Source organism: Gramella sp. MT6 (assembly GCF_019357415.1).
Taxonomy (GTDB): Bacteria; Bacteroidota; Bacteroidia; order Flavobacteriales; family Flavobacteriaceae; genus Christiangramia.
Window position 1 is genome coordinate 151718 of record NZ_CP048410.1, and the last position, 19753, is coordinate 171470.

Annotated in this window: 16 protein-coding genes; 12 read left to right on the forward strand and 4 right to left on the reverse strand. The window is 37.2% G+C overall.

What is annotated here, in order from left to right:
- Positions 1-106: 106 nt before the first annotated feature.
- On the reverse strand, positions 107-2293 hold the full coding sequence (locus G3I01_RS00755) for a glutamine synthetase III (protein WP_219550224.1): 2187 nt from the start codon (positions 2291-2293) through the stop codon (positions 107-109).
- A gap of 288 nt (positions 2294-2581) precedes the next feature.
- Between G3I01_RS00755 and G3I01_RS00760 the strand changes: the two genes are divergently transcribed.
- On the forward strand, positions 2582-3607 hold the full coding sequence (locus G3I01_RS00760; protein ID WP_219550226.1) for a glutamine synthetase beta-grasp domain-containing protein: 1026 nt from the start codon (positions 2582-2584) through the stop codon (positions 3605-3607).
- Between the two features lie 53 nt (positions 3608-3660).
- Here the strand turns inward: G3I01_RS00760 and G3I01_RS00765 are convergent, their stop codons facing one another.
- Positions 3661-4605 (reverse strand): calcium/sodium antiporter, encoded by a 945-nt coding sequence (locus tag G3I01_RS00765; RefSeq protein WP_219550228.1) that lies wholly within the window; start codon positions 4603-4605, stop codon positions 3661-3663.
- Between the two features lie 129 nt (positions 4606-4734).
- Between G3I01_RS00765 and G3I01_RS00770 the strand changes: the two genes are divergently transcribed.
- From G3I01_RS00770 to G3I01_RS00780, 3 genes are all read left to right on the forward strand, one after another.
- On the forward strand, positions 4735-5097 hold the full coding sequence (locus G3I01_RS00770) for a BlaI/MecI/CopY family transcriptional regulator (RefSeq protein ID WP_219550230.1): 363 nt from the start codon (positions 4735-4737) through the stop codon (positions 5095-5097).
- Positions 5097-7109, forward strand: coding sequence for a M56 family metallopeptidase (locus tag G3I01_RS00775; protein ID WP_219550232.1), 2013 nt, complete (start codon positions 5097-5099; stop codon positions 7107-7109). Before G3I01_RS00770 ends, G3I01_RS00775 begins: the two co-directional genes overlap by 1 nt.
- Positions 7110-7200: 91 nt before the next feature.
- On the forward strand, positions 7201-7353 hold the full coding sequence (locus tag G3I01_RS00780) for an SsrA-binding protein (protein ID WP_219550234.1): 153 nt from the start codon (positions 7201-7203) through the stop codon (positions 7351-7353).
- Here G3I01_RS00780 and G3I01_RS00785 read toward each other — a convergent pair.
- Both G3I01_RS00785 and G3I01_RS00790 read right to left on the reverse strand, forming a co-directional pair.
- Complete coding sequence (locus tag G3I01_RS00785; RefSeq protein ID WP_219550236.1) at positions 7350-7865, reverse strand: adenine phosphoribosyltransferase; 516 nt, start codon at positions 7863-7865, stop codon at positions 7350-7352. The genes G3I01_RS00780 and G3I01_RS00785 overlap by 4 nt on opposite strands.
- A 9-nt stretch (positions 7866-7874) precedes the next feature.
- Entirely contained in the window at positions 7875-8528 is a 654-nt protein-coding gene (locus tag G3I01_RS00790) for a DUF2461 domain-containing protein (protein ID WP_219550238.1), read from the reverse strand.
- 202 nt (positions 8529-8730) lie between these two features.
- On the opposite strand from G3I01_RS00790, the gene G3I01_RS00795 reads away from it, so the two are divergent.
- From G3I01_RS00795 to G3I01_RS00830, 8 genes are all read left to right on the forward strand, one after another.
- On the forward strand, positions 8731-9072 hold the full coding sequence (locus G3I01_RS00795) for a hypothetical protein (protein ID WP_219550240.1): 342 nt from the start codon (positions 8731-8733) through the stop codon (positions 9070-9072).
- Positions 9073-9305: 233 nt separating this feature from the next.
- On the forward strand, positions 9306-12521 hold the full coding sequence (locus tag G3I01_RS00800) for a carboxypeptidase regulatory-like domain-containing protein (RefSeq protein ID WP_219550242.1): 3216 nt from the start codon (positions 9306-9308) through the stop codon (positions 12519-12521).
- Positions 12522-12655: 134 nt separating this feature from the next.
- Positions 12656-13213: a DinB family protein gene (locus tag G3I01_RS00805; protein ID WP_257710673.1), complete on the forward strand. Its 558-nt coding sequence runs from the start codon at positions 12656-12658 to the stop codon at positions 13211-13213.
- A complete protein-coding gene (locus G3I01_RS00810) occupies positions 13210-13713 on the forward strand; it encodes a RidA family protein (RefSeq protein WP_219550244.1) in 504 nt (167 codons plus the stop codon). The genes G3I01_RS00805 and G3I01_RS00810 overlap by 4 nt, the downstream gene beginning before the upstream one ends.
- Before the next feature lie 203 nt (positions 13714-13916).
- Entirely contained in the window at positions 13917-16283 is a 2367-nt protein-coding gene (locus G3I01_RS00815) for a PAS domain S-box protein (protein ID WP_219550246.1), read from the forward strand.
- An 87-nt stretch (positions 16284-16370) separates the two neighbouring features.
- Positions 16371-16724 carry a response regulator gene (locus tag G3I01_RS00820; RefSeq protein WP_219550248.1) on the forward strand — a complete coding sequence of 118 codons (354 nt, stop codon included), beginning with the start codon at positions 16371-16373 and terminating at the stop codon, positions 16722-16724.
- Positions 16725-17046: 322 nt separating this feature from the next.
- On the forward strand, positions 17047-18117 hold the full coding sequence (locus tag G3I01_RS00825) for a two-component regulator propeller domain-containing protein (RefSeq protein WP_219550250.1): 1071 nt from the start codon (positions 17047-17049) through the stop codon (positions 18115-18117).
- A gap of 112 nt (positions 18118-18229) precedes the next feature.
- Positions 18230-19636: a serine hydrolase gene (locus G3I01_RS00830; protein ID WP_219550252.1), complete on the forward strand. Its 1407-nt coding sequence runs from the start codon at positions 18230-18232 to the stop codon at positions 19634-19636.
- The last annotated feature ends 117 nt before the right edge of the window (positions 19637-19753 follow it).

A 19753-nucleotide genomic window follows, 5' to 3' on the forward strand; every position in this document is an offset into this window, starting at 1 on the left:
TTCAAAGATAATTAGTTTAAACAGTTCTGGTAAATAATCGGCAAATTTTAAAGCAAAAAGCCACGCTTTGGGCGTGGCTTTTTCAATATTCAGTTTAACAGTAAAATTATCTAGTGAACAATAACTCTCTGTATTTAGTCAATGGCCAAAGCTCATCGTCTACTAATAATTCAAGTTTATCACAATGATATCTAATTTCCTCGAAGAAAGGTTTTACATCGTCACAATAAGCAAATGCTTTTTTCTCTGCATCGTCGATCTTATTGGCAACTTTTCTTGCTTCGATCATAGCGTTCACATTAGAGTTGATACTAGCGATATGAGCAGAAATACTTTCAATGATCTCTAATTGCTCTTTTGCATGTCTTGTATACTCCTCACCGTAAATAGCCTTAAGACCAGTAACGTTCTTGATCAAAATATTCTGGTAACGAATAGCAGTTGGGATCACATGATTTCTGGCAATATCTCCAAGGATACGACCTTCGATCTGGATTCTCATTGCATACTCTTCAAGTTCGATCTCATGACGAGCCTCTACCTCTACTTTGTTCATAACTCCAAGCTCTTTGTAAAGAGCAATGGTCTTCTTACTCACCTGGGCTTTTAGCGCCTGTGGAGTAGTTCTATTATTACTTAGACCTCTTTTCTTAGCTTCTTTTTCCCAAGCTTCACCATATCCATCACCTTCAAAACGGATCTTTTTCGACTTCTTGATGTAATCTCTAAGTACATTAAAGATCGCATCATCTTTCTTCATCTTCTTATCCTTGATCAACTTATCTACTTCAACTTTAAAGTCTTTAAGCTGCTTGGCTACGATACTGTTCAATACAGTCATTGCTCCGGCACAGTTGGCAAGAGAACCTACTGCACGGAACTCAAATTTATTACCTGTAAAAGCAAATGAAGAGGTACGGTTTCTATCTGTATTATCCAGAAGGATTTCCGGGATCTTACCTACCACGTTCAGTTTAAGCTCTGTTTTCTCTTGTGGAGAAAGTTTGCCATCAGTTACTTTTTCAAGTTCATCAAGAACCTTGGTTAACTGAGATCCTATGAAAACAGAAATAATTGCCGGTGGTGCCTCATTTGCCCCCAGACGGTGGTCGTTAGAAGCACTGGCGATTGCAGCTCTTAATAATTCTTCATTATCGTATACTGCTTTAATAGTATTTACGAAGAAAGTAAGGAACTGCAGGTTTTTCATTGGAGTAGATCCTGGTGAAAGTAAATTCACTCCTGTATCTGTAGCCAATGACCAGTTATTGTGTTTACCACTACCGTTAATTCCGGCAAATGGTTTTTCGTGCATTAATACACTAAGATTATGTCTTTCACCAACCTTCTTCATCACATCCATGATCAAAGAGTTATGGTCTACTGCAAGGTTCGCCTCTTCAAAGATTGGAGCCAGCTCGAACTGGTTCGGTGCTACCTCGTTGTGACGGGTTTTTACCGGTATACCCAGCTTCATACATTCGATCTCAAGATCCATCATAAAAGCAATAGCTCTGGAAGGAATAGATCCAAAATAGTGATCATCTAATTGCTGACCTTTTGCAGGTGAGTGCCCAAGAAGAGTTCTACCTGTAAGAGTAATATCTGGTCTTGAAGCAACAAGAGCAGAATCTATAAGAAAATATTCCTGCTCCCATCCAAGGGTTGCATTTACTTTCTTTACATTTTTATCAAAATACTTGGCAACATCTGTAGCAGCCTGATCTGCTGCTTGCAATGCTCTAAGTAAAGGTGTTTTATTATCTAATGCCTCTCCTGTATAGGAAACGAATATAGTTGGAATACAAAGTGTAGTTCCCCAGATAAATGCAGGAGATGTAGGATCCCATGCAGTATATCCTCGAGCTTCAAAAGTATTTCTAATTCCACCATTCGGGAAACTTGAAGCATCTGGTTCCTGTTGAACCAACTGCCCACCACCAAATTTCTCAATTGCAAGGCCCTCTCCTAATGGTTCAAAGAATGCATCATGCTTTTCTGCAGTGGCTCCTGTTAGGGGCTGGAACCAGTGTGTATAATGCGTAACTCCTTTAGAGATCGCCCATTCCTTCATCCCGGTAGAAATATGATCGGCTACATTACGGTCAATTTTCTTTCCCGTACGCATAGCTTCGGTCACATTCTCATAGGCTTCTTTGGTTAAAAACTGCCTCATGATAGTTTCGTTGAACACATTGCTTGAGAAGATCTCAGATCTTCTAGCAGGTTCTTCTATCTTAACAGGCTTTCGGTTTAAAGTTTCTTTTAAAGCTTGAAATCGTAAAGTTGACATATAAAATATTTAAGTTGTGTTTTTCAGATCATGATTGACCTTTTTACCGATAAAAAAAGTCATCTATAACAAAAAAATGATGTTTTAAGTTGCGAATATAGGATTTCTGTGTTGATAATTTAAAAATTTCGTGCTTAAAAAATGCTAATTTTTAATTTTAACCCCTCCAAAATTAGGGTTCAAATAAAAGTTAACATGATTTTAGTTTTTGAAGCCCCTTCACTAAAGGGGTTTAAGATTAAATTAATATTTTTAAGCCTTTAACATGTAACTTTAAATTTTCACATTATGAGCAGTAAGGCAAAACTAGAGTACATATGGCTGGATGGATACTATCCTACTCAGAACATGCGTAGTAAAACCAAAATTGAACCTGATTTTAGTGGAAAACTCGAAGATTGTCCTATTTGGTCCTTCGATGGTTCTTCGACCAAACAGGCTGAGGGTGGAAACTCTGATTGTTTATTGAAACCAGTTGCTATCTATCCAGACCCCGCAAGAAAAAACGGGTACCTGGTAATGTCTGAAGTACTGAATCCAGATGGTACTCCTCACGAAACAAATTCCAGGGCTACCATAGATGATGAAGACGAGGATTTTTGGTTTGGCTTTGAACAGGAATATTTTATCATGGATACAAAAACCCAGCTTCCGCTAGGCTTCCCAATGGGAGGATATCCCGGCCCGCAGGGAATGTATTATTGCTCTGTAGGCGGCAGAAATACTCATGGTAGAAAATTAGTGGAAAGACATGCCGATCTTTGCCTGGAAGCAGGAATTAATTTTGAAGGTATCAATCAGGAAGTTGCAAGCGGACAGTGGGAATTTCAGGTCTTTGCCAAAGGAGGCAAAAAAGCCGGGGATGAAGTCTGGGTTGCACGTTATTTGCTGGACAGGCTAACTGAAGAATATGGTTATTATATTGAATATCATCCTAAACCGGTAAAAGGCGACTGGAATGGTTCTGGTATGCACTGTAATTTTTCAAATACTTTATTGAGAACTGCAGGCTCAAAGGAGGTATATGACCAGGTTTGTGAAGCCTTCAGGCCGGTAACTAAAGAACATATCGAGGTTTATGGAGAATATAATGACGAAAGATTGACCGGTTTACATGAAACAGCATCGATCAACGATTTCAGCTATGGAGTTTCAGATCGTGGAGCTTCCATTCGTATTCCTATTATTACCGTGGAGAAAGGATACAAAGGCTGGCTGGAAGATCGCAGGCCGGCCTCTAATGCAGATCCTTATAAAGTGGCAGCAAGGATCATTAAAACAGTAGAATCTGTACCGGTAGCGGTTAATGCATAACTATTAATACTATGAAAAGGAATAAAGGTCATCTTCACTGGATGGCCTTTTTTTTATATGAAAGTTAAAATAATAAAGACTGAATACCCTGCCAGTAGAACAAAACCTTCCTTTCGACCCATTTCAGAAAACTTAGGAATAAGAAGCATTGGTAATAATATAAAAGCGATGCCCAGCATCCAGAACATATCATTGCTAAGGATCTGCGAAGATTGTACCACAACAGGCTGAATTAATGCTGTTAGTCCCAACACCGAGGCTATATTAAATATATTTGAACCAATAAGGTTTCCCAGAGAAATAGCTTTCTCCTTTTTTATAGCAGCTATTAATGAAGCTGCGAGTTCTGGTACGCTGGTACCAATGGCGATGACGGTAACTGAAACAACTCTTTCACTTACACCTAACTGTGTAGCCAGATCTACCGCTCCCAAAACCAGGAGTTCAGATCCACCCCATAAGGCGAAGATCCCAATTAGAAGCCAGAGACTCATTTTAAAACCTCTAACATCCCGAAGAGATTCATCTACCTCCTCTACTATAACCTTATCTTTTCTTCTTGACCTCTTAATCAATATGAACAGGTAAACTACTAGACCTAATAATAAAGCACCACCCTCTATCCTGCTTAAAGTATTTTCACTTAAAAGGAAAAAATAAAGAACGATCGAAAACACCATCATAACAGGCCAGTTGATACGGTAAAAATCTCTATCTACCATTAACGGAGAAACCATTGCCGTTAAACCAAGCACCAGGCCGATATTCGCAATATTCGAACCAATCACATTCCCAAGTGAAATATCTGAAAAGCCATCTATAGCCGCCTGGAGACTTACCAGTAATTCTGGCGCAGAGGTAGCAAAAGAAACTACCGTGAGCCCTATTACCATTCTGGAAATATTCAGTTTAAGGGATAGCGCTACAGATGCCCTAACCAAAAACTCTCCTCCTATTACCAGCAAAACAAAGCCAACGAGTAGATATACAACGCTCATAAATCAATTTTTGACGAAGATAGAAGAAATGCCTTAAATACCAGCCAGAATAAAAAACAACTACTTTTGTAGTTTATCAACTATTTTTTTCGTTATATTTGAAAATCAAATCTCATAAATTATTGTTTCATGGAAAAACTAACGAATAAAGAAGAAGAGATCATGCGAGTTCTCTGGGATCTGGAAAAAGCTTTTGTAAAAGAAGTTCTGCCAGAATTGAAAGACCAGAAGCTTCATTATAATACCGTTTCTACCATTATTAGAAATCTTGAGGAAAAGGGATATGTCTCGCACAAGGCTTATGGAAAGACCCATCAGTATTTCCCAGTAGTTTCCAAAGAAAGCTATCGCAAGCAGTTTATGAACATGGCCACAAAACGATTTTTTGATAACTCATTCAAGAATGTGGTTTCTTATTTCGCGAAGGAAGAAAAGATCAGTGCTGATGAACTTAGAGAGATCCTGGATATTATTGAAAATGAGAAGAAATAATGGAAAGTTTTTTAATCTACATACTTAAAGCCTCTGCCCTATTGGGTCTTTTCTACCTTAGTTATCTCTTTCTACTCAAAAAGGAAACCTCATTCAATCTCAACCGAAAGTTCTTACTTTCAGGTTTATTTACCTCTTTGATCCTTCCCCTGATCAGTTTGACTAAAAAGGTATACATCGAAGCCGCTCCCGAAACCTTCAGTTATATACCGACCTCGACCAATATCACTCAAATGCCCGTAGAGAATACCCTCGATTGGTGGCAAATTTCAGGGATCATTTATCTAATCATCACCGGGTTTTTCCTTACCAGGTTTTGTATTCAAATAAGTGCAGTCATCAAAATAATCCTGGTTCATAAAGTTCAGAAAAGATCAGCATTCAAATATCTTGAAGTAGCAGAGGATCAGTTGCCATTTTCGTTTTTCAACTACATCGTATTCAATCCATATAAACATTCTGAAAAAGATCTAAGGCTCATCCTGGAACACGAAAAGGTTCATGCAAGACAATTACATTCTGTAGATATAATATTGGTGAACCTAATAAACTGCATTTTTTGGTTCAACCCGTTTTCCTGGTTCTATAAAAGATCTGTAGAACAGAATCTTGAATTCCTAGCCGACCGGGAAACTGTAATAAACACCTCTGAAATTAAGGAATACCAGCATGCACTGGTAAAAGTTTCAATAGCCGATCTAAATCCGGCACTTACTAATCATTTTTATCAATCATTTATCAAAAAACGAATTCTTATGTTAAACAAAAAATCATCAAACCAGAGTCCGGCATGGAAGTTAAGCCTGGTAATGCCATTGATTCTTGCTTTCATGCTGCTCTTTAATGTTAAGACCGAAGCTCAAATCGTTGAGAATAAGTCACAAATTGCAGAAAAGTCTGAATCGCCGGAACCTCAACAAGAACCTGAACTTGAAACTGAAATTGAAGAGGAAATTGAAATAGCGGAGGCTCCCGAAGAAATCGAAGTTGAAATTGAAGAAGCTCCTGAAGTTTCCTGGACTACTGAAACCAGGACCACCAGACGTAGAAGCATGGGAGATCTGGGTATTGATCCCTTGTATGTCCTGAACGGGAAAAAATATAAGGCTTCAAAACTCAAAAGTAAATATATTAGTCTTGGATCTGAATTTGAGATCTTAACCGGTGAAGATGCTACCAATACTTTTGGCGAGGATGCAAAAGGTGGAGCGATAATTATTCCGGACGCAGAGATCATCAAGAACTTTGACAAGGTCATGGAAGAAATTGGAGGAAACAACCAGTTTTCGGGAAGATATATTATGGTAGATGAAACTGGAAAACCAAACTATGTAAGACTAAATTCTTCCACTTCGGCTCCTAAACATGAAAAAGTAATATTCGGAAAGGGACACTCAACAGTTCAAGCCTTTCCAAAAATGAGTGACTATCAAATAATGCACGGCAGCGCTTCGAATGGAATAAACGGAACAGGTGTTTACGAATTCAGAACAAAAGACTCAGGACACAATGTAAGAATTCGAAAAATCAGTAACGATTCTAATAAGGTATATTTCCAGACTCAGAATAGTGAACCGATTTATGTTGTTAATGAAGAAATACAAACCAAAGATTTTCTCCAATTGATAGACCCTGAAGATATCGCTTCAATCAATGTTCTTAAGGGAGGCATGGCAATAAAAGAATATGGGAACAAAGCAAAAAATGGAGTTATCGTTATTAAAACAAAGGAATTCACCGGTGAGAGTGATGCCTCCATCTTCCAGATAAAAAACACTTATACCAATGCAGAAATCGAAGCCCTAAAAAATCAAGTAAGCGAAAAGACAGATTACGAGCTAGAGCTAAAAGGAATAAAACGCAATGACCAAGGGATAATTACCAATATTGAGGTTAAGTTTTACAATAGTCAAAATATGGTTAACTCGAATTACAGTAACAGTCATGGAGTTCCAAATATACACGTTGGACTTAGAAAAGGTGGCGGATTAATTATCTCGACATCCGAATAAAATATAAATTTGAGTGCCTTAAAAACCTGTCAATGCATAGATTGACAGGTTTTTTTTATACTTTCATTATCTTTAAAGGAAACCAACCAGAATGAAAAAGAAATTTTTTAAGGCTTTAGCGAAACTGAATAAGAAAATTTTCCCCAGTTATTCTAAAAAAGGCCTCGACCTTCAAAAGGCGAGTAAACTGCAAATGGCTATTATCGGCTGGAAATTATGGGTAACTAAAAATTCTCTTAGTTAAGAATATTTGATCAGGGAAGACACCCCGTAATTTTTTATTTTCTCGGCTCCATTTAAAAATTGTAGTTCTACCAGGAAATTACAATGCACGATCTCTCCACCACACTTTTCTATTAATTTACAGGTAGCCGCAGCAGTTCCACCGGTTGCGAGAACATCATCATGCAGCAATACTTTCTCCCCTTCCTTGATGGCATCTTCATGCATCTCCAGAGTATCACTCCCATACTCCAGATCATAATTTTCTGAATGCGTTCTATGAGGAAGTTTACCGGGTTTTCGAACTGGAATGAAGCCAGCATTTAATTTTTCAGCCAGAAGCGTGGCAAAGAAAAATCCGCGTGATTCTATTCCCACTACCTTGTCTATATTGGTATGAGGTAAGTTCTGCATAAACAATTTTACCGCAAGTCGCATGGCATCGGGATCCAGTAATAGCGGGGTGATATCTTTATAACTAACCCCTTTTTTAGGAAAATCGGGGATATTTCTAACGTAAGATTCTAACTTCATTATTCTAATTTAAACGGTTACTGCATGATTCAGATAATTCCTGAAGGGTAGCATCTCCTTATATATTTCTATTAATTTATCCTGAAAATCGTCTTGCAAGATCTCCTTCTGGGTAAAATGATGCATTACCGCGAAGCTTTTATTTCTAAGCAGCTCGATATGCTCGTGATCCTGAGAATAACCTTTAGGTGCGGTCTTTAATTTTTCCTCTTCCATCATTTCGCCAAATGCCTCTTTAAATGATCTCTTATTAAGGATCTTTTTAAATTCATCTCCATTATAATCTATGGCGGCCCTTATACTATCCAGTTTTTTCTTTTCGGGTCTGTAGAATCCTCCGGCAACAAAACTTTCATTTATACCAATATGAATATAAAAATCACCCTTTCCCCTTTCCTTGTCCAGGCCGGCACCAAAATGATCTTTATAAACAGGTTTGTTTGGATGAAAAAGTAAATTATTATTTATCCTGTTTATCGCTTGTTTTCCTGTGGTTGGAGAATATTGCTGATCTACCCTGGCAAGTTTTATATCCATCTGGTTTAACCATTCAATATAAAAGTCCCTAACTTCATGGTATTCCTTGCGATGCTCATCCATCCACTCCTTATTATTGTTCCGGTTAAGGTCCCTTAAGAATTCAAATAACTTATAGAAGCTCATTTTTGTTTTAAAGATATTAAACTGAATCCGAACCCTAAACTAATTCATCAAATGCCTAATAAATTTGGGATTCACAAACTCTCTGCTTTGATTAAATTAATCTGATTTTCAACCAATTGAATCCATATTATTCCAGATAGAGTTAATAGAAATGATTAATTTATTTTAAATTTAATATACCTAATCAATAAATCAAACCAATATGGATTACCAAAAACTTGGGGATGATATCTATATCCCTAAACGAAGTAACTCCGCTCTTAAAGACTCTGAAGAGATCAAGTTCAATTATTATTTGGATAGCCGTATCAATGGTCCCTGGATAGACCTTGATATCACCTCTAAACTATTCGATAATGATAAGATGTTTGTGAGAAAATCATGTTATCGGGTCAAAATTGGGGAGATCGAAAATTGTGTAAAGGCCAATATCATAGACCATATGAAAAGCCTTGGCTTATCAAATAAAAATATTCCAGAATCTCTTTACAATAAATCTACAACTAATCAATCATTCAGACCTAAAACAAGTAAGGTCTATTAAGATTAGTTAATCTGATCCTTCAGTGTAAAAACCCTGCCAGCAACGGCGGGGTTTTTATATTTCTCAATGATATATTTCCCCCCCACACCTTTTAAACGTTCAATCGTTTGATTTTCAGAATATTATTCAACAAAAATCAAAAGCAAAATAACCGTGAAATTTAATATTGGAAACGATTTAGAAACACTACTTTTGCAAAAATTTTTGAATAATTTAACACAACACAATTACACATGAAAAGACTACTACTGCTATGCCTCATAGCATTAATTTCGAATCTTTCAGCCACAGCGCAGGTGACCACAGCTGAGATTAGTGGAGAGGTATTTTACGAAGAAAATACACCTCTCCCCGGAGCTAATGTTACCGCAGTGCACACCCCTACCGGAACCACTTATGGAGCCGTTACAAATTTTGATGGTGGTTTTAACCTTCTGAACTTAAGAGTTGGAGGGCCCTACAAAATATCTGTAAGCTATGTTGGATTCAAAACTTCAGTTCTTGAAGGTATCAACCTGAATCTTGGTCAGACCTACAACGTGGAGATCGAAATGGTTTCTGATGCTACGCAACTTGATGCTGTAGTAATTAACGCAACAAGAAATCAGGTGATCAATAGTGATCGTACCGGAGCTGAAACGAATATTGGAAGCAGAGAGCTAAAATCCCTGCCTACAATTTCAAGATCTGCTTCAGATTTTTACCGTTTAGAACCTACTGCATCAAGCAATGGTTCTTTTGGAGGTAGAAATGACCAGTTCAATAACTTCAGTCTTGACGGATCTATCTTCAACAACCCTTTTGGTCTTGATGCTGCGACTCCTGGAGGACAAACTAATGCGCAACCAATTTCTCTAGATGCGATAGACCAGATCCAGGTTTCTACAGCTCCTTACGATGTAACCCAGGCAGGTTTCACCGGAGCTTCTGTAAATGCCGTTACCAAGAGTGGGACTAACGAGCTAAAAGGAACAGTTTATGGTTTCTATCGTAATGAGGATATGACCGGAGACAAAGTTGGAGGTGATGATATTATCGTTCCAGACCTAAAACAGGCTCAGTATGGATTTAGTATTGGAGCACCGATCATTAAAGACAAACTTTTTATTTTCGCGAACTTCGAAAAAGATGACCGTGAAGACCTGGGATCTAATTTTGTAGCCAGCAGACCTGGTTTAACCGGATCTAATGTTTCCAGAGTAACTGCTGAAGACCTGGAATATGTTTCAACTGAACTTTCAGCTTTAGGTTACGAAACTGGTGCTTACGAGGGCTATACTCATGAAACCGCTTCTACGAAAGGTATTTTAAAACTTGACTGGAACATTAATCAGAAACACCGTCTTGCATTTATTTATAACTTCCTTGACGCGTCAAGAGATCTTCCTGCAAACCCTGAAGCTATCGGGAGAAGAGGACCAGACCTTACTACCCTTCAATTTAGAAATTCAGGATACGAGATCAACAATAAGATCGATTCCTGGTTAGTGGAATTAAACTCGAATTTTGGAAATAATATTTCAAATAAATTCCAGGCCGGTTACACTTTCTTTGACGACAGTCGTGATCCTTTCTCTGCTCCTGCACCTCCTATCAATATTCAAAAAGATGGAGTTCGTTATATCGTAGCAGGTCATGAGCCTTTTTCTATAAACAACAGGCTAGAACAAAACGTTTACCAGATCACCAACAACCTGAACGTTGTTTCTGGAAATCACACTTTTACTTTTGGTGGTAGCTTCGAAAGATTTGATTTTGATAATTCCTTTAACCTTGGAGCATACGATTACAATGGTGATCCAGCCCTAGGAACAGGACCAGTGAGCACTTTCTTTGATGCTTTTACAAGTGTAAGAATAGACGCTAATAATCCTGGCGGTTCTTTTGAAGAAGCTATTAATAATGGTACTATTGAAGCTGCTCTTAATAACGCTCAGAACATTTTTGATAACAGAAATGCCAACGATAGCTGGGCTTTAGCTGAAACAAATGTTGGTCAGCTTGCTTTTTATGCTCAGGACAGATGGAAGATCACAGATGATTTCACATTTACTTATGGGCTTAGAGTAGATAAGCCTTTGTACTTTGATACTAAAGAAAAGATACAGGAAAACATAGATCGTCTTGCGGGCGGGACATTCCCTGACGGAGATTACCAGCCAGAGATCACTTATTATGATGAAAATGGGGATCCTGTAAAACTTAACAGTTTAGAACTTCCTTCTAATGATCTTCTTTGGTCACCAAGACTTGGTTTCAACTGGGATGTGATGGGAGATAACCAGTTACAACTTCGTGGTGGAACAGGGATCTTTACTGGTAGACTTCCATTTGTATGGATTGGAAACCAGGTAGCGAACCCTGCTTTTTACTTTTACCAGACCACAGCGCCAGATTTTAAATTTCCGCAGGTTTGGAGAAATAGTTTAGGTGCAGATTACAGATTTGAGAATGGCCTTGTTGCCACTACAGATATCATCTACACCAAGGACCTTAATGCTCAAATGGTAAGAAACTATGGTCTTTCCAGACCTTCAGGAACTTTGAACGGAGTAGATAACCGTCCTATTTATCTGAACAGTGATAAAGCTGTAAATGAATTTGGAGGACCTAACAACGCGTATGTATTCACTAATACTGATGTTGGTTATTCCTTCAACTGGTCTGTGAAACTGGCTAAAAGCTTCGAGAAGGACTTTTACGCAAGCATTGCTTATAACTATTTGAAGTCTGAAGACGCTAGTTCTCTGGATGCAGAGATCTCTAGTGACGCTTACGACAGGAACCCTGCTTTAGGAAATGTGAACACAGCGGTTGAAAGCGCTTCAAGATATGGAGACAAACACAGAATCGTAGGACAGCTTAACAAAGAGTTCAATTACGGTAAAAATGACCAGTGGAGAACCTCTATTGGTGCTTTCTACGAATATGCTCAGGGCGGTAGATTCTCTTACACCTATTCCGGAGACATCAATAACGATGGTTCTGTATTGAATGACCTTATTTATATCCCAACCGATTCTGAACTTCAGCAATATACTTTTACAGGTACTATGGAAGAGCAGGAAGCACAGAGACAGGCTTTCGAACAGTTTATACAGCAGGATGACTACCTGAGCGCGAATCGTGGGGAATATGCTGAAAAATATGGTATACTAAGCCCTTGGAGAGGAAGATGGGATGTTAAATTCCTTCAGGACTATAACTTTAAAGTTGGTAAAAAAACCAATACTATCCAGTTGAGTCTTGACATCCTTAACTTCGGAAACCTATTGAATTCAGATTGGGGTGTGATCCAGATCCCGGTGAACGATCAGCCTCTAGGGGTAACCGTTGGTGAAGACAATACTCCTGTTTACACATTTGGGAACCAGAGCAGGACTTTTGCTAATGACTTTAGCCTTCAATCCAGATGGCAGGCACAAGTGGGATTACGTTATATTTTCTAGTATAATTGAAACCTGATAAATTTTTGAAAGCAGCCTTAGAAATAAGGCTGCTTTTTTTATTGGCTTTTCTAAAGGTCAAGGTCTTAAATATCAATTGATAATTTTTATATTTAATAGTATCTAAAGCTATTCAAATGAACAGATGGTCTGGACAGATCGATAAAGTGACAGAAGATTTCCTGAATTCTTTCACTAATCTCACCGAGGAGGAATTAAACTGGAAACCAGCGGATGAGGTCTGGAGTATAGCCGAAAATATTGATCACCTCATCAAGGTTAATGAAAGTTATTTTCCAATTTTGGCGAAATTAAAAAAAGGTGATTATAGATTACCCTTTATTGCGAGGTTTGGATTCGTGGTAACCTTTTTCGGGAATATGATCTTGAAATCGGTGCAACCAGATCGAAAGAAGAAGATGAAAACCTTCTCGCTCTGGCAACCTGGAACAAGTCATTTCAGCAGAGATATTTTACACAAATTTGAAGATCATCAGAAACAGCTTAAAGCCGAATTCCTCAAGGTTGAAGACAAGATCAGGGAAAATGCGGTGATATCATCTCCTATCAATAAAAATTTAGTATACAAATTGGAAACTGCATTTGATATCATAGTAAGTCATGAGAAAAGGCACTATTTACAAGCAAACGAGGTTTACGAATTATTAAAAGGTCTAAAAAACAAACCGGCATGAAAATCTTACTATTTACTCTCTTTATTTCCCTAATATGTTTTTCGGCAATTGGCCAAGAAAGCCCAGAGGAAAGGCTCAAAGAACTAAATATAGAACTCGGTGAGGTAAGCGCACCGGTAGCTAATTATGTTAAATGGAGGCAGGTAGGAAACCTGCTTTTTCTTGCAGGTGATGGTAGTGATATTAAAGGAAAACTTGGTGAGGACCTCACCATAGAAGAAGGCTATGAAGCAGCAAGACTAACAGGGATCGAAATACTTTCAACCTTAAAAGCCGCCTGCGGCGACCTTAGCAGGATAAAACAATTTGTAAAAGTGCGGGGAATGGTTAATTCAACTCCCAACTTTTATGATCAACCAAAGGTCATTAATGGATTTTCAGATCTTATGGTCCAGGTATTTGGAGAAAAGGGGAAGCACGCCCGGGCAGCGGTCGGCCACTGCTCCCTACCCTCTAACATAGCCGTAGAAATTGAGGTTATCGTAGAGCTTTATAATTGATAATTATATTATAAAAGTTGATTTAGCACGAAGTCTTAAAGAACTCCTAAATTTTTACTAAAGCCTTGGGTTTTGTTTAAGCACAACTATAAATTGCAGTGAATTGTTCTTATAGAAAAGTAATTTATAAAATTACCATTGGTGCCCAACTTTGCTGATACTTCAAAATACTTCTCCTTACTGTGATTCTGAATTAATCTTTTATGATATCCGCTTCAGACTTTAAACAAAATTTAAAATTTCAAAAACTTCAATTTAATATTGAGAATATTTTGAAAGACCTTCCTATTCCAGTTCTTATCTGCGATGCGAAGGGAGATATCATTTTTTTTAATGAAGCATTCAATGAAATAACGGAAAAAAAGATTAATCAGGGAGATTCCGTTTTGAGCGAGGAATTAAATCAATTTTTGGATTCCTCTGGCAACCTTACTACTTATAAGACATCACCTATAGCCCGAATTATCTCAGAAAAGGAACCTGCTGATGAAGTTCAGGTATTTTTTAAAACAACAGGAGATCTGCCACATAAAATGGTCACGAAACTTCATTGTAATGAATCAAATGATATCCTGGCGTATCAATTCAGTTTTTCACCACAAGCATATTCAAAAAAAAGAAATCTAAAGAGAAATAATCTTTCAGCAATTGTTGAATCATCTAACGACGCCATAATCAGTAAGGATCTAAATGGTGTGATTACCAGTTGGAATAAAGGTGCTGAAAAGATCTTTGGATATACAGAAAAGGAAATTTTAGGTAAAAAAGTTAGTATCCTTATTCCGAAAGATAGAATCAAAGAAGAAAAACTGATACTCGATACTATTAAGAATGGTAAGTCACTAGACCATTTAGAAACTATTCGAATAAGTAAAACCGGAAAAAAGATCTCGCTATCCTTAACCGTTTCTCCAATTAAAGATGATTTTGGTAACATCATTGGAGCATCCAAAGTGGCCCGTGATATTTCTGAACGATTAAAGGGAGACGAAAGGCAGGCAAGGTTATCGGCAATCGTAGAATCGTCTGATGATGCAATTGTTAGTAAAGACCTTAACGGAATAATCACCAGCTGGAATAAGGGTGCAAAAAGAATTTTCGGTTATACCGAGGATGAAGTGGTGGGGAAATCTATCACTATTCTTATTCCGAAAGATAGAATGGACGAAGAAAAGCTCATTCTGAAAAACATTTCATCCGGAAAAAGGATAAATCATTTTGAAACTATCAGGCTTACTAAAGATGGCAGAAAGATCCATGTTTCTCTAAGTGTCTCTCCATTAAAAGACCGTAGTGGCAAGGTAATAGGCGCTTCGAAAATTGCCCGGAATATCGAGGACCAGGTACGATCTAAAAAGAAGATCGAAAGCTATGTTGAGAAACTAAGAATTTTGAATTCGGTAGGAAAGGATATTTCCTCAAAACTGGACCTGGAAACGGTACTTCAAAAAGTAACCGATGCCACGACTACTCTATCTGGTGCCAAATTTGGTGCTTTCTTTTATAATACCGAGAAAGGCAATGGCGAATCCATGATGTTATATACTCTTTCCGGCGCCCCCAAGCATGCCTTTGAACATTTGGGTATGCCGAGACACACTGCTGTATTTCAGCCAACATTTTCGGGTCAGGGTAGCATTCGGGTAGATAATATTAAGAAGGACAAAAGATATGGTCAGAATTCACCCCATAATGGTATGCCCAAGGGACATTTGGATGTCTCGAGTTATATGGCTATTCCTGTTGTCCTAAATTCAGGAAAGGTAATTGGCGGACTTATTTTTGGACACCCTGAGGAAGGTGTTTTCAAGAAAGATCATGAAGTAATGGTACGAAATATTGCAGCACAGGCAGCGATAGCCCTGGATAATTCTCAACTATTCGAAAGGGTAAGATCTTTAAGCGAAAAAAAGGATGAATTCATAGCCCTGGCCAGCCACGAATTAAAAACTCCTTTAACTACCATCAAGGGATATCTGCAGATCCTGGAGAAAAAAATTGAAGAACCTAAATCGAGGCTATTTCTTACCAAAACTCTTGATCAGGCAAACCGTTTGAACACACTTATAGACGATCTTTTGAACATGTCCCGTATAGAATCGGGAAAACTGGAATTCAATTATGAAAAATTCGACATAAGAGAATTACTTGAAGAGATGACCGAAACTTTTAATTACAGTGAGAGCAGTCACCAGCTAATCACAGACCTTGGTGAGAAATCAGTAATGATAAACGCTGACAGACAAAGAATCGAACAGGTAATAAATAACTTACTTAGTAATGCCGTAAAATATTCTCCTTTGGCAGATAAGGTCTTTTTGAGCTTAAGGATAAAAAAAGGCATTGCCACGGTAATTGTAAAAGATGAAGGGCTTGGCCTATCCAGGGAACAACAACAAATGGTCTTTACACGCTTTTACAGAGCAGAGTCTACCAAAGGTATCAATGGCCTTGGGCTTGGTCTTTATCTCACCAAACAGATCATGGACGGACATAAAGGAGAACTAGGAGTGAAAAGTGAAGAAGGGAAGGGTTCAGAATTTTATTTCTCACTACCATTGGCATATTAAATTTTATCAATTACCTACTAAGTTTTTAACAAAACCTTTTTAAGGTCGAATACAATGGCAATCTATATTTGTCACAATCAAAAGAAAATGAAGACAATTTATTTAGTAGAAGATGACAATAGCCTGCGAGATCTAATAGATTTCCTTCTTAGTGATAAGGATTATAATGTGGAAGCCTTTGCCAACGCAAATTCATTTAGAAGCAGGATCAAAATTGGTGATCCAGATCTTATTTTGATGGATATTATGCTCCCAGATGGAAACGGAGTGGACCTTTGCAAAGACCTTCAACTAAAAGAAAACAAAAATAAGATCCCTGTTATTTTAATGTCTGCTCATGCAGATCCTTCTATTGCTAATGATTCCGGTGCATGCCACTTTATTAAAAAACCTTTCGATATCGAGGAATTATACTCTGAAATTCAAAAGTTCATCGATTAATTTTACAGAGATCCTCTATCTGAAAATAGATCATTCCACTGGTTTTCAAACCAAACCGTTCTGACAAAAACACAATACCAATAATTACCAGTTAATTTCAATAGAGTCCTCAGTTCGTTGAGGACTTTTTTATTGTAAAATTTAAATATCCAATAATTCTGGAAGGACTATTCAATGGAAACTAAATTGTTGCAGATAAGAAATTGGTTGATAGATGGTTAAACCTAATAAAAAACATACTAAATTATCCATACAATTAAATCCCGAAAATAATTAACAAAAGCATAACAACGGCGGTTGTCATTATTCATACGAACTGAAAATGATCAAAAATAAATTAATAATTCTCCTGACTTCTTTGCTTATTCTCAATTCCTGTAATGAAAAAAATGGTAAAAGTGAGCCATCACCTACCAAATCTGAAAAGAAATTAGAGATCCCAGAATCAAATCCTGGAAACAAGCAACACCGATTGCTGTTGGATTCCGAAAGACAAATAAGTCACGTCGTAAGAACTATATTTCAGGACAGTGAAGGCACTTTTTGGTTTGGAACCCAAAATGGAGCATTTAAGCTACAAGGCGATTCGTTAATTCCTATTGATAAAATCATTAGTGAATCTGGTAAAGGCGTAACCATAAAAGATATAACCGAAGGTAAAGACGGAAAAATATGGTTCGGACATTCAGATGGAGTAAGTAGCATTGACAAAGACATAGTGACAAATTACTATGTATCTGATGGATTGATCAGCAATGATGTTTGGTCTATTGAGGCAGATAATCAAGGCAATATATGGATTGGAACTATAGATGGCACTTCCGTTTTTAACGGTAAGAATTTCGCTAAATTTAGTCTTCCCGAAGGTAAAACAGATTCGACTTTAGGCGTTTCAAGTCCTAAAATAGTTCACAACATATATCAGAACAGTAAAGGTAAATTATGGTTTAGCTCGAATGCCGGTCTGTTTTCATATGAAAATAATTCTCTGACGAATGTTTCAGAGAATTTGGGGATTAAAACAAATTTCATCAATGAAATATTTGAGGATAAAGATGGAGAATTATGGGTATCTACCAAAGACGGGCTATATCTCTTAAAAGATAAAAGGGCTGAAAATATTACAAAAGGTATAATTAAAACTGGAAAAGGGATAGGAAGTATAGCAAAGGATAAAGATGGTAATCTTTGGTTAGTTTCAGATCAACATTTTTTATATACCTATGATGGTGAAAAGCTGGTTGAATTTGAGAAAACAGAAAACAATAAAGGACCGGTAATTTTTGAAATATTTAAAGATCGAGATAATAGACTTTGGTTCGTAGGTTTTGGGGGTGCTTTCAGGTTGGAAAACGGAAAGTTTATTAATGTAACCAGGAATGGCCCCTGGTAAAGGAAAAACGAACAGATACTTGTAGTTCGGTATTGAATAAGTTAGCTGGACCGTTTAAAGAAAAATTTCCTGGATATCATTTATCTTGCAACTCGAAACAAGATACAATAAGATGAATATTAGAATCTTTTTTTACCTATTTGCTTTAATTCCAATTACCACCTTAAGTCAAAATATTACTCCTCAGATAAAAGAGGAAATTTCCAGACGTACTGAACTTAAGATTAATCCTAATATATCTATTGGAGTTTTACTTCCAAAAGGAGAAGAGAAATATTATAATTTTGGGCACTTAGATGAAAAAGGCATTAGGCCTGATAGCCTGAATCTTTATGAAATTGGGTCGGTTACAAAAACATTTACCTATCTACTGGCCGAAAAGAATCTTAACGATCTGCTGGAAACACCAATATTAAATTTCTTACCCACCATACAAAACAAAGACCTAAAAGACATTAGTGTTGTTGAAGTCGGAAATCATATCTCTGGTCTGCCAAGGCTCACTAAACATTTCTCACCTGATGATTGGTCTGATCCATTCCAAGGTTATAGCAACGATAAATTGATCAATGAACTTCAAAATGTAAGTATCGATTCATCAAAAAGTTGGAATTATTCAAATTTCGGTTACGGTGTATTGGGTCTGACCATCGAAAGAGAAACAAATAAAAATTTCGAAGAATTGATGCATGGCCTGATCCAGGATATAGGAATGCCCAATACACATTTGAAACATTCTACACCAAATGACACAAAAATGGTGACTCCCACCAATATTGGGATTGAGAATAAATTCTGGCATTTTACAGGCCCCAGTAGATATGCCGGGGGAATTATAAGCTGTACTTCAGATTTAATTAGTTATTTGAAATATCAGAAAAATAATAATCCTTTGTTCAAATCTGATAGAGTATTAGAACCTTTCCAAACAGGAATCGATGATCTGGGAGAAAATCAACTTTTTTATAAAAACGGATGGTTTAATCTTCGACCAGATGAAGAAACCGAAATTCTCATCCATAATGGAGGTACGGGTGGTTTTACATCTTTTGTGGCTTTCAACAAGAAAACTGAAACGGGCATAGTAGTTCTTTCAAATTCGGTTAGTTTAATTGATGATATAGGTTTGAAGATCATATATCCGGATTTCCAATTAAACAGACCGGAAAGGACCATCGCATACGAAATAGCAGATCAAATTGAAAATGGCAATTCAGAGAATATAGTTGAAGATTATAACAAACTAAAAGCAGAAGGATTCCCAAGTAATATTCTGAATATTTACTGGCTGGAACGATTAAATTTTGGTAATAAAAACTTTAAGGTTAGTAATCAACTAAGTGATATTATGATTGCTGAATTACCCGACGATTGGGAGGTTTGGGATATAAAAGGCCAGAATTATGAAAGTTTAAAAATGTTTGCAAAAGCGGAAAAAGCTTATGAACAAGCCTTTATGTTAAACCCTGACAATACTACATTAACTCAAAAAATTCAGCGTTGTAAAAATAGTCAGTGATAAAAATATCCTTGTCTCCTATAATTGATCTTTAATTACTAGAATTATAGAAAAAGTATAGTTTTAGAAACCAAAACCCAGAACGGCTAATCCTGCAAACCCACAATCCTGCGCACG

Coding starts and splice junctions, on each gene's coding strand:
- G3I01_RS00755 (WP_219550224.1), bottom strand. CDS start 2,293: ATGTCAACTTTACGATTTCAAGCTTTAAAAGAAACTTTAAACCGAAAG.
- G3I01_RS00760 (WP_219550226.1), top strand. CDS start 2,582: ATGAGCAGTAAGGCAAAACTAGAGTACATATGGCTGGATGGATACTAT.
- G3I01_RS00765 (WP_219550228.1), bottom strand. CDS start 4,605: ATGAGCGTTGTATATCTACTCGTTGGCTTTGTTTTGCTGGTAATAGGA.
- G3I01_RS00770 (WP_219550230.1), top strand. CDS start 4,735: ATGGAAAAACTAACGAATAAAGAAGAAGAGATCATGCGAGTTCTCTGG.
- G3I01_RS00775 (WP_219550232.1), top strand. CDS start 5,097: ATGGAAAGTTTTTTAATCTACATACTTAAAGCCTCTGCCCTATTGGGT.
- G3I01_RS00780 (WP_219550234.1), top strand. CDS start 7,201: ATGAAAAAGAAATTTTTTAAGGCTTTAGCGAAACTGAATAAGAAAATT.
- G3I01_RS00785 (WP_219550236.1), bottom strand. CDS start 7,865: ATGAAGTTAGAATCTTACGTTAGAAATATCCCCGATTTTCCTAAAAAA.
- G3I01_RS00790 (WP_219550238.1), bottom strand. CDS start 8,528: ATGAGCTTCTATAAGTTATTTGAATTCTTAAGGGACCTTAACCGGAAC.
- G3I01_RS00795 (WP_219550240.1), top strand. CDS start 8,731: ATGGATTACCAAAAACTTGGGGATGATATCTATATCCCTAAACGAAGT.
- G3I01_RS00800 (WP_219550242.1), top strand. CDS start 9,306: ATGAAAAGACTACTACTGCTATGCCTCATAGCATTAATTTCGAATCTT.
- G3I01_RS00805 (WP_257710673.1), top strand. CDS start 12,656: ATGAACAGATGGTCTGGACAGATCGATAAAGTGACAGAAGATTTCCTG.
- G3I01_RS00810 (WP_219550244.1), top strand. CDS start 13,210: ATGAAAATCTTACTATTTACTCTCTTTATTTCCCTAATATGTTTTTCG.
- G3I01_RS00815 (WP_219550246.1), top strand. CDS start 13,917: ATGATATCCGCTTCAGACTTTAAACAAAATTTAAAATTTCAAAAACTT.
- G3I01_RS00820 (WP_219550248.1), top strand. CDS start 16,371: ATGAAGACAATTTATTTAGTAGAAGATGACAATAGCCTGCGAGATCTA.
- G3I01_RS00825 (WP_219550250.1), top strand. CDS start 17,047: ATGATCAAAAATAAATTAATAATTCTCCTGACTTCTTTGCTTATTCTC.
- G3I01_RS00830 (WP_219550252.1), top strand. CDS start 18,230: ATGAATATTAGAATCTTTTTTTACCTATTTGCTTTAATTCCAATTACC.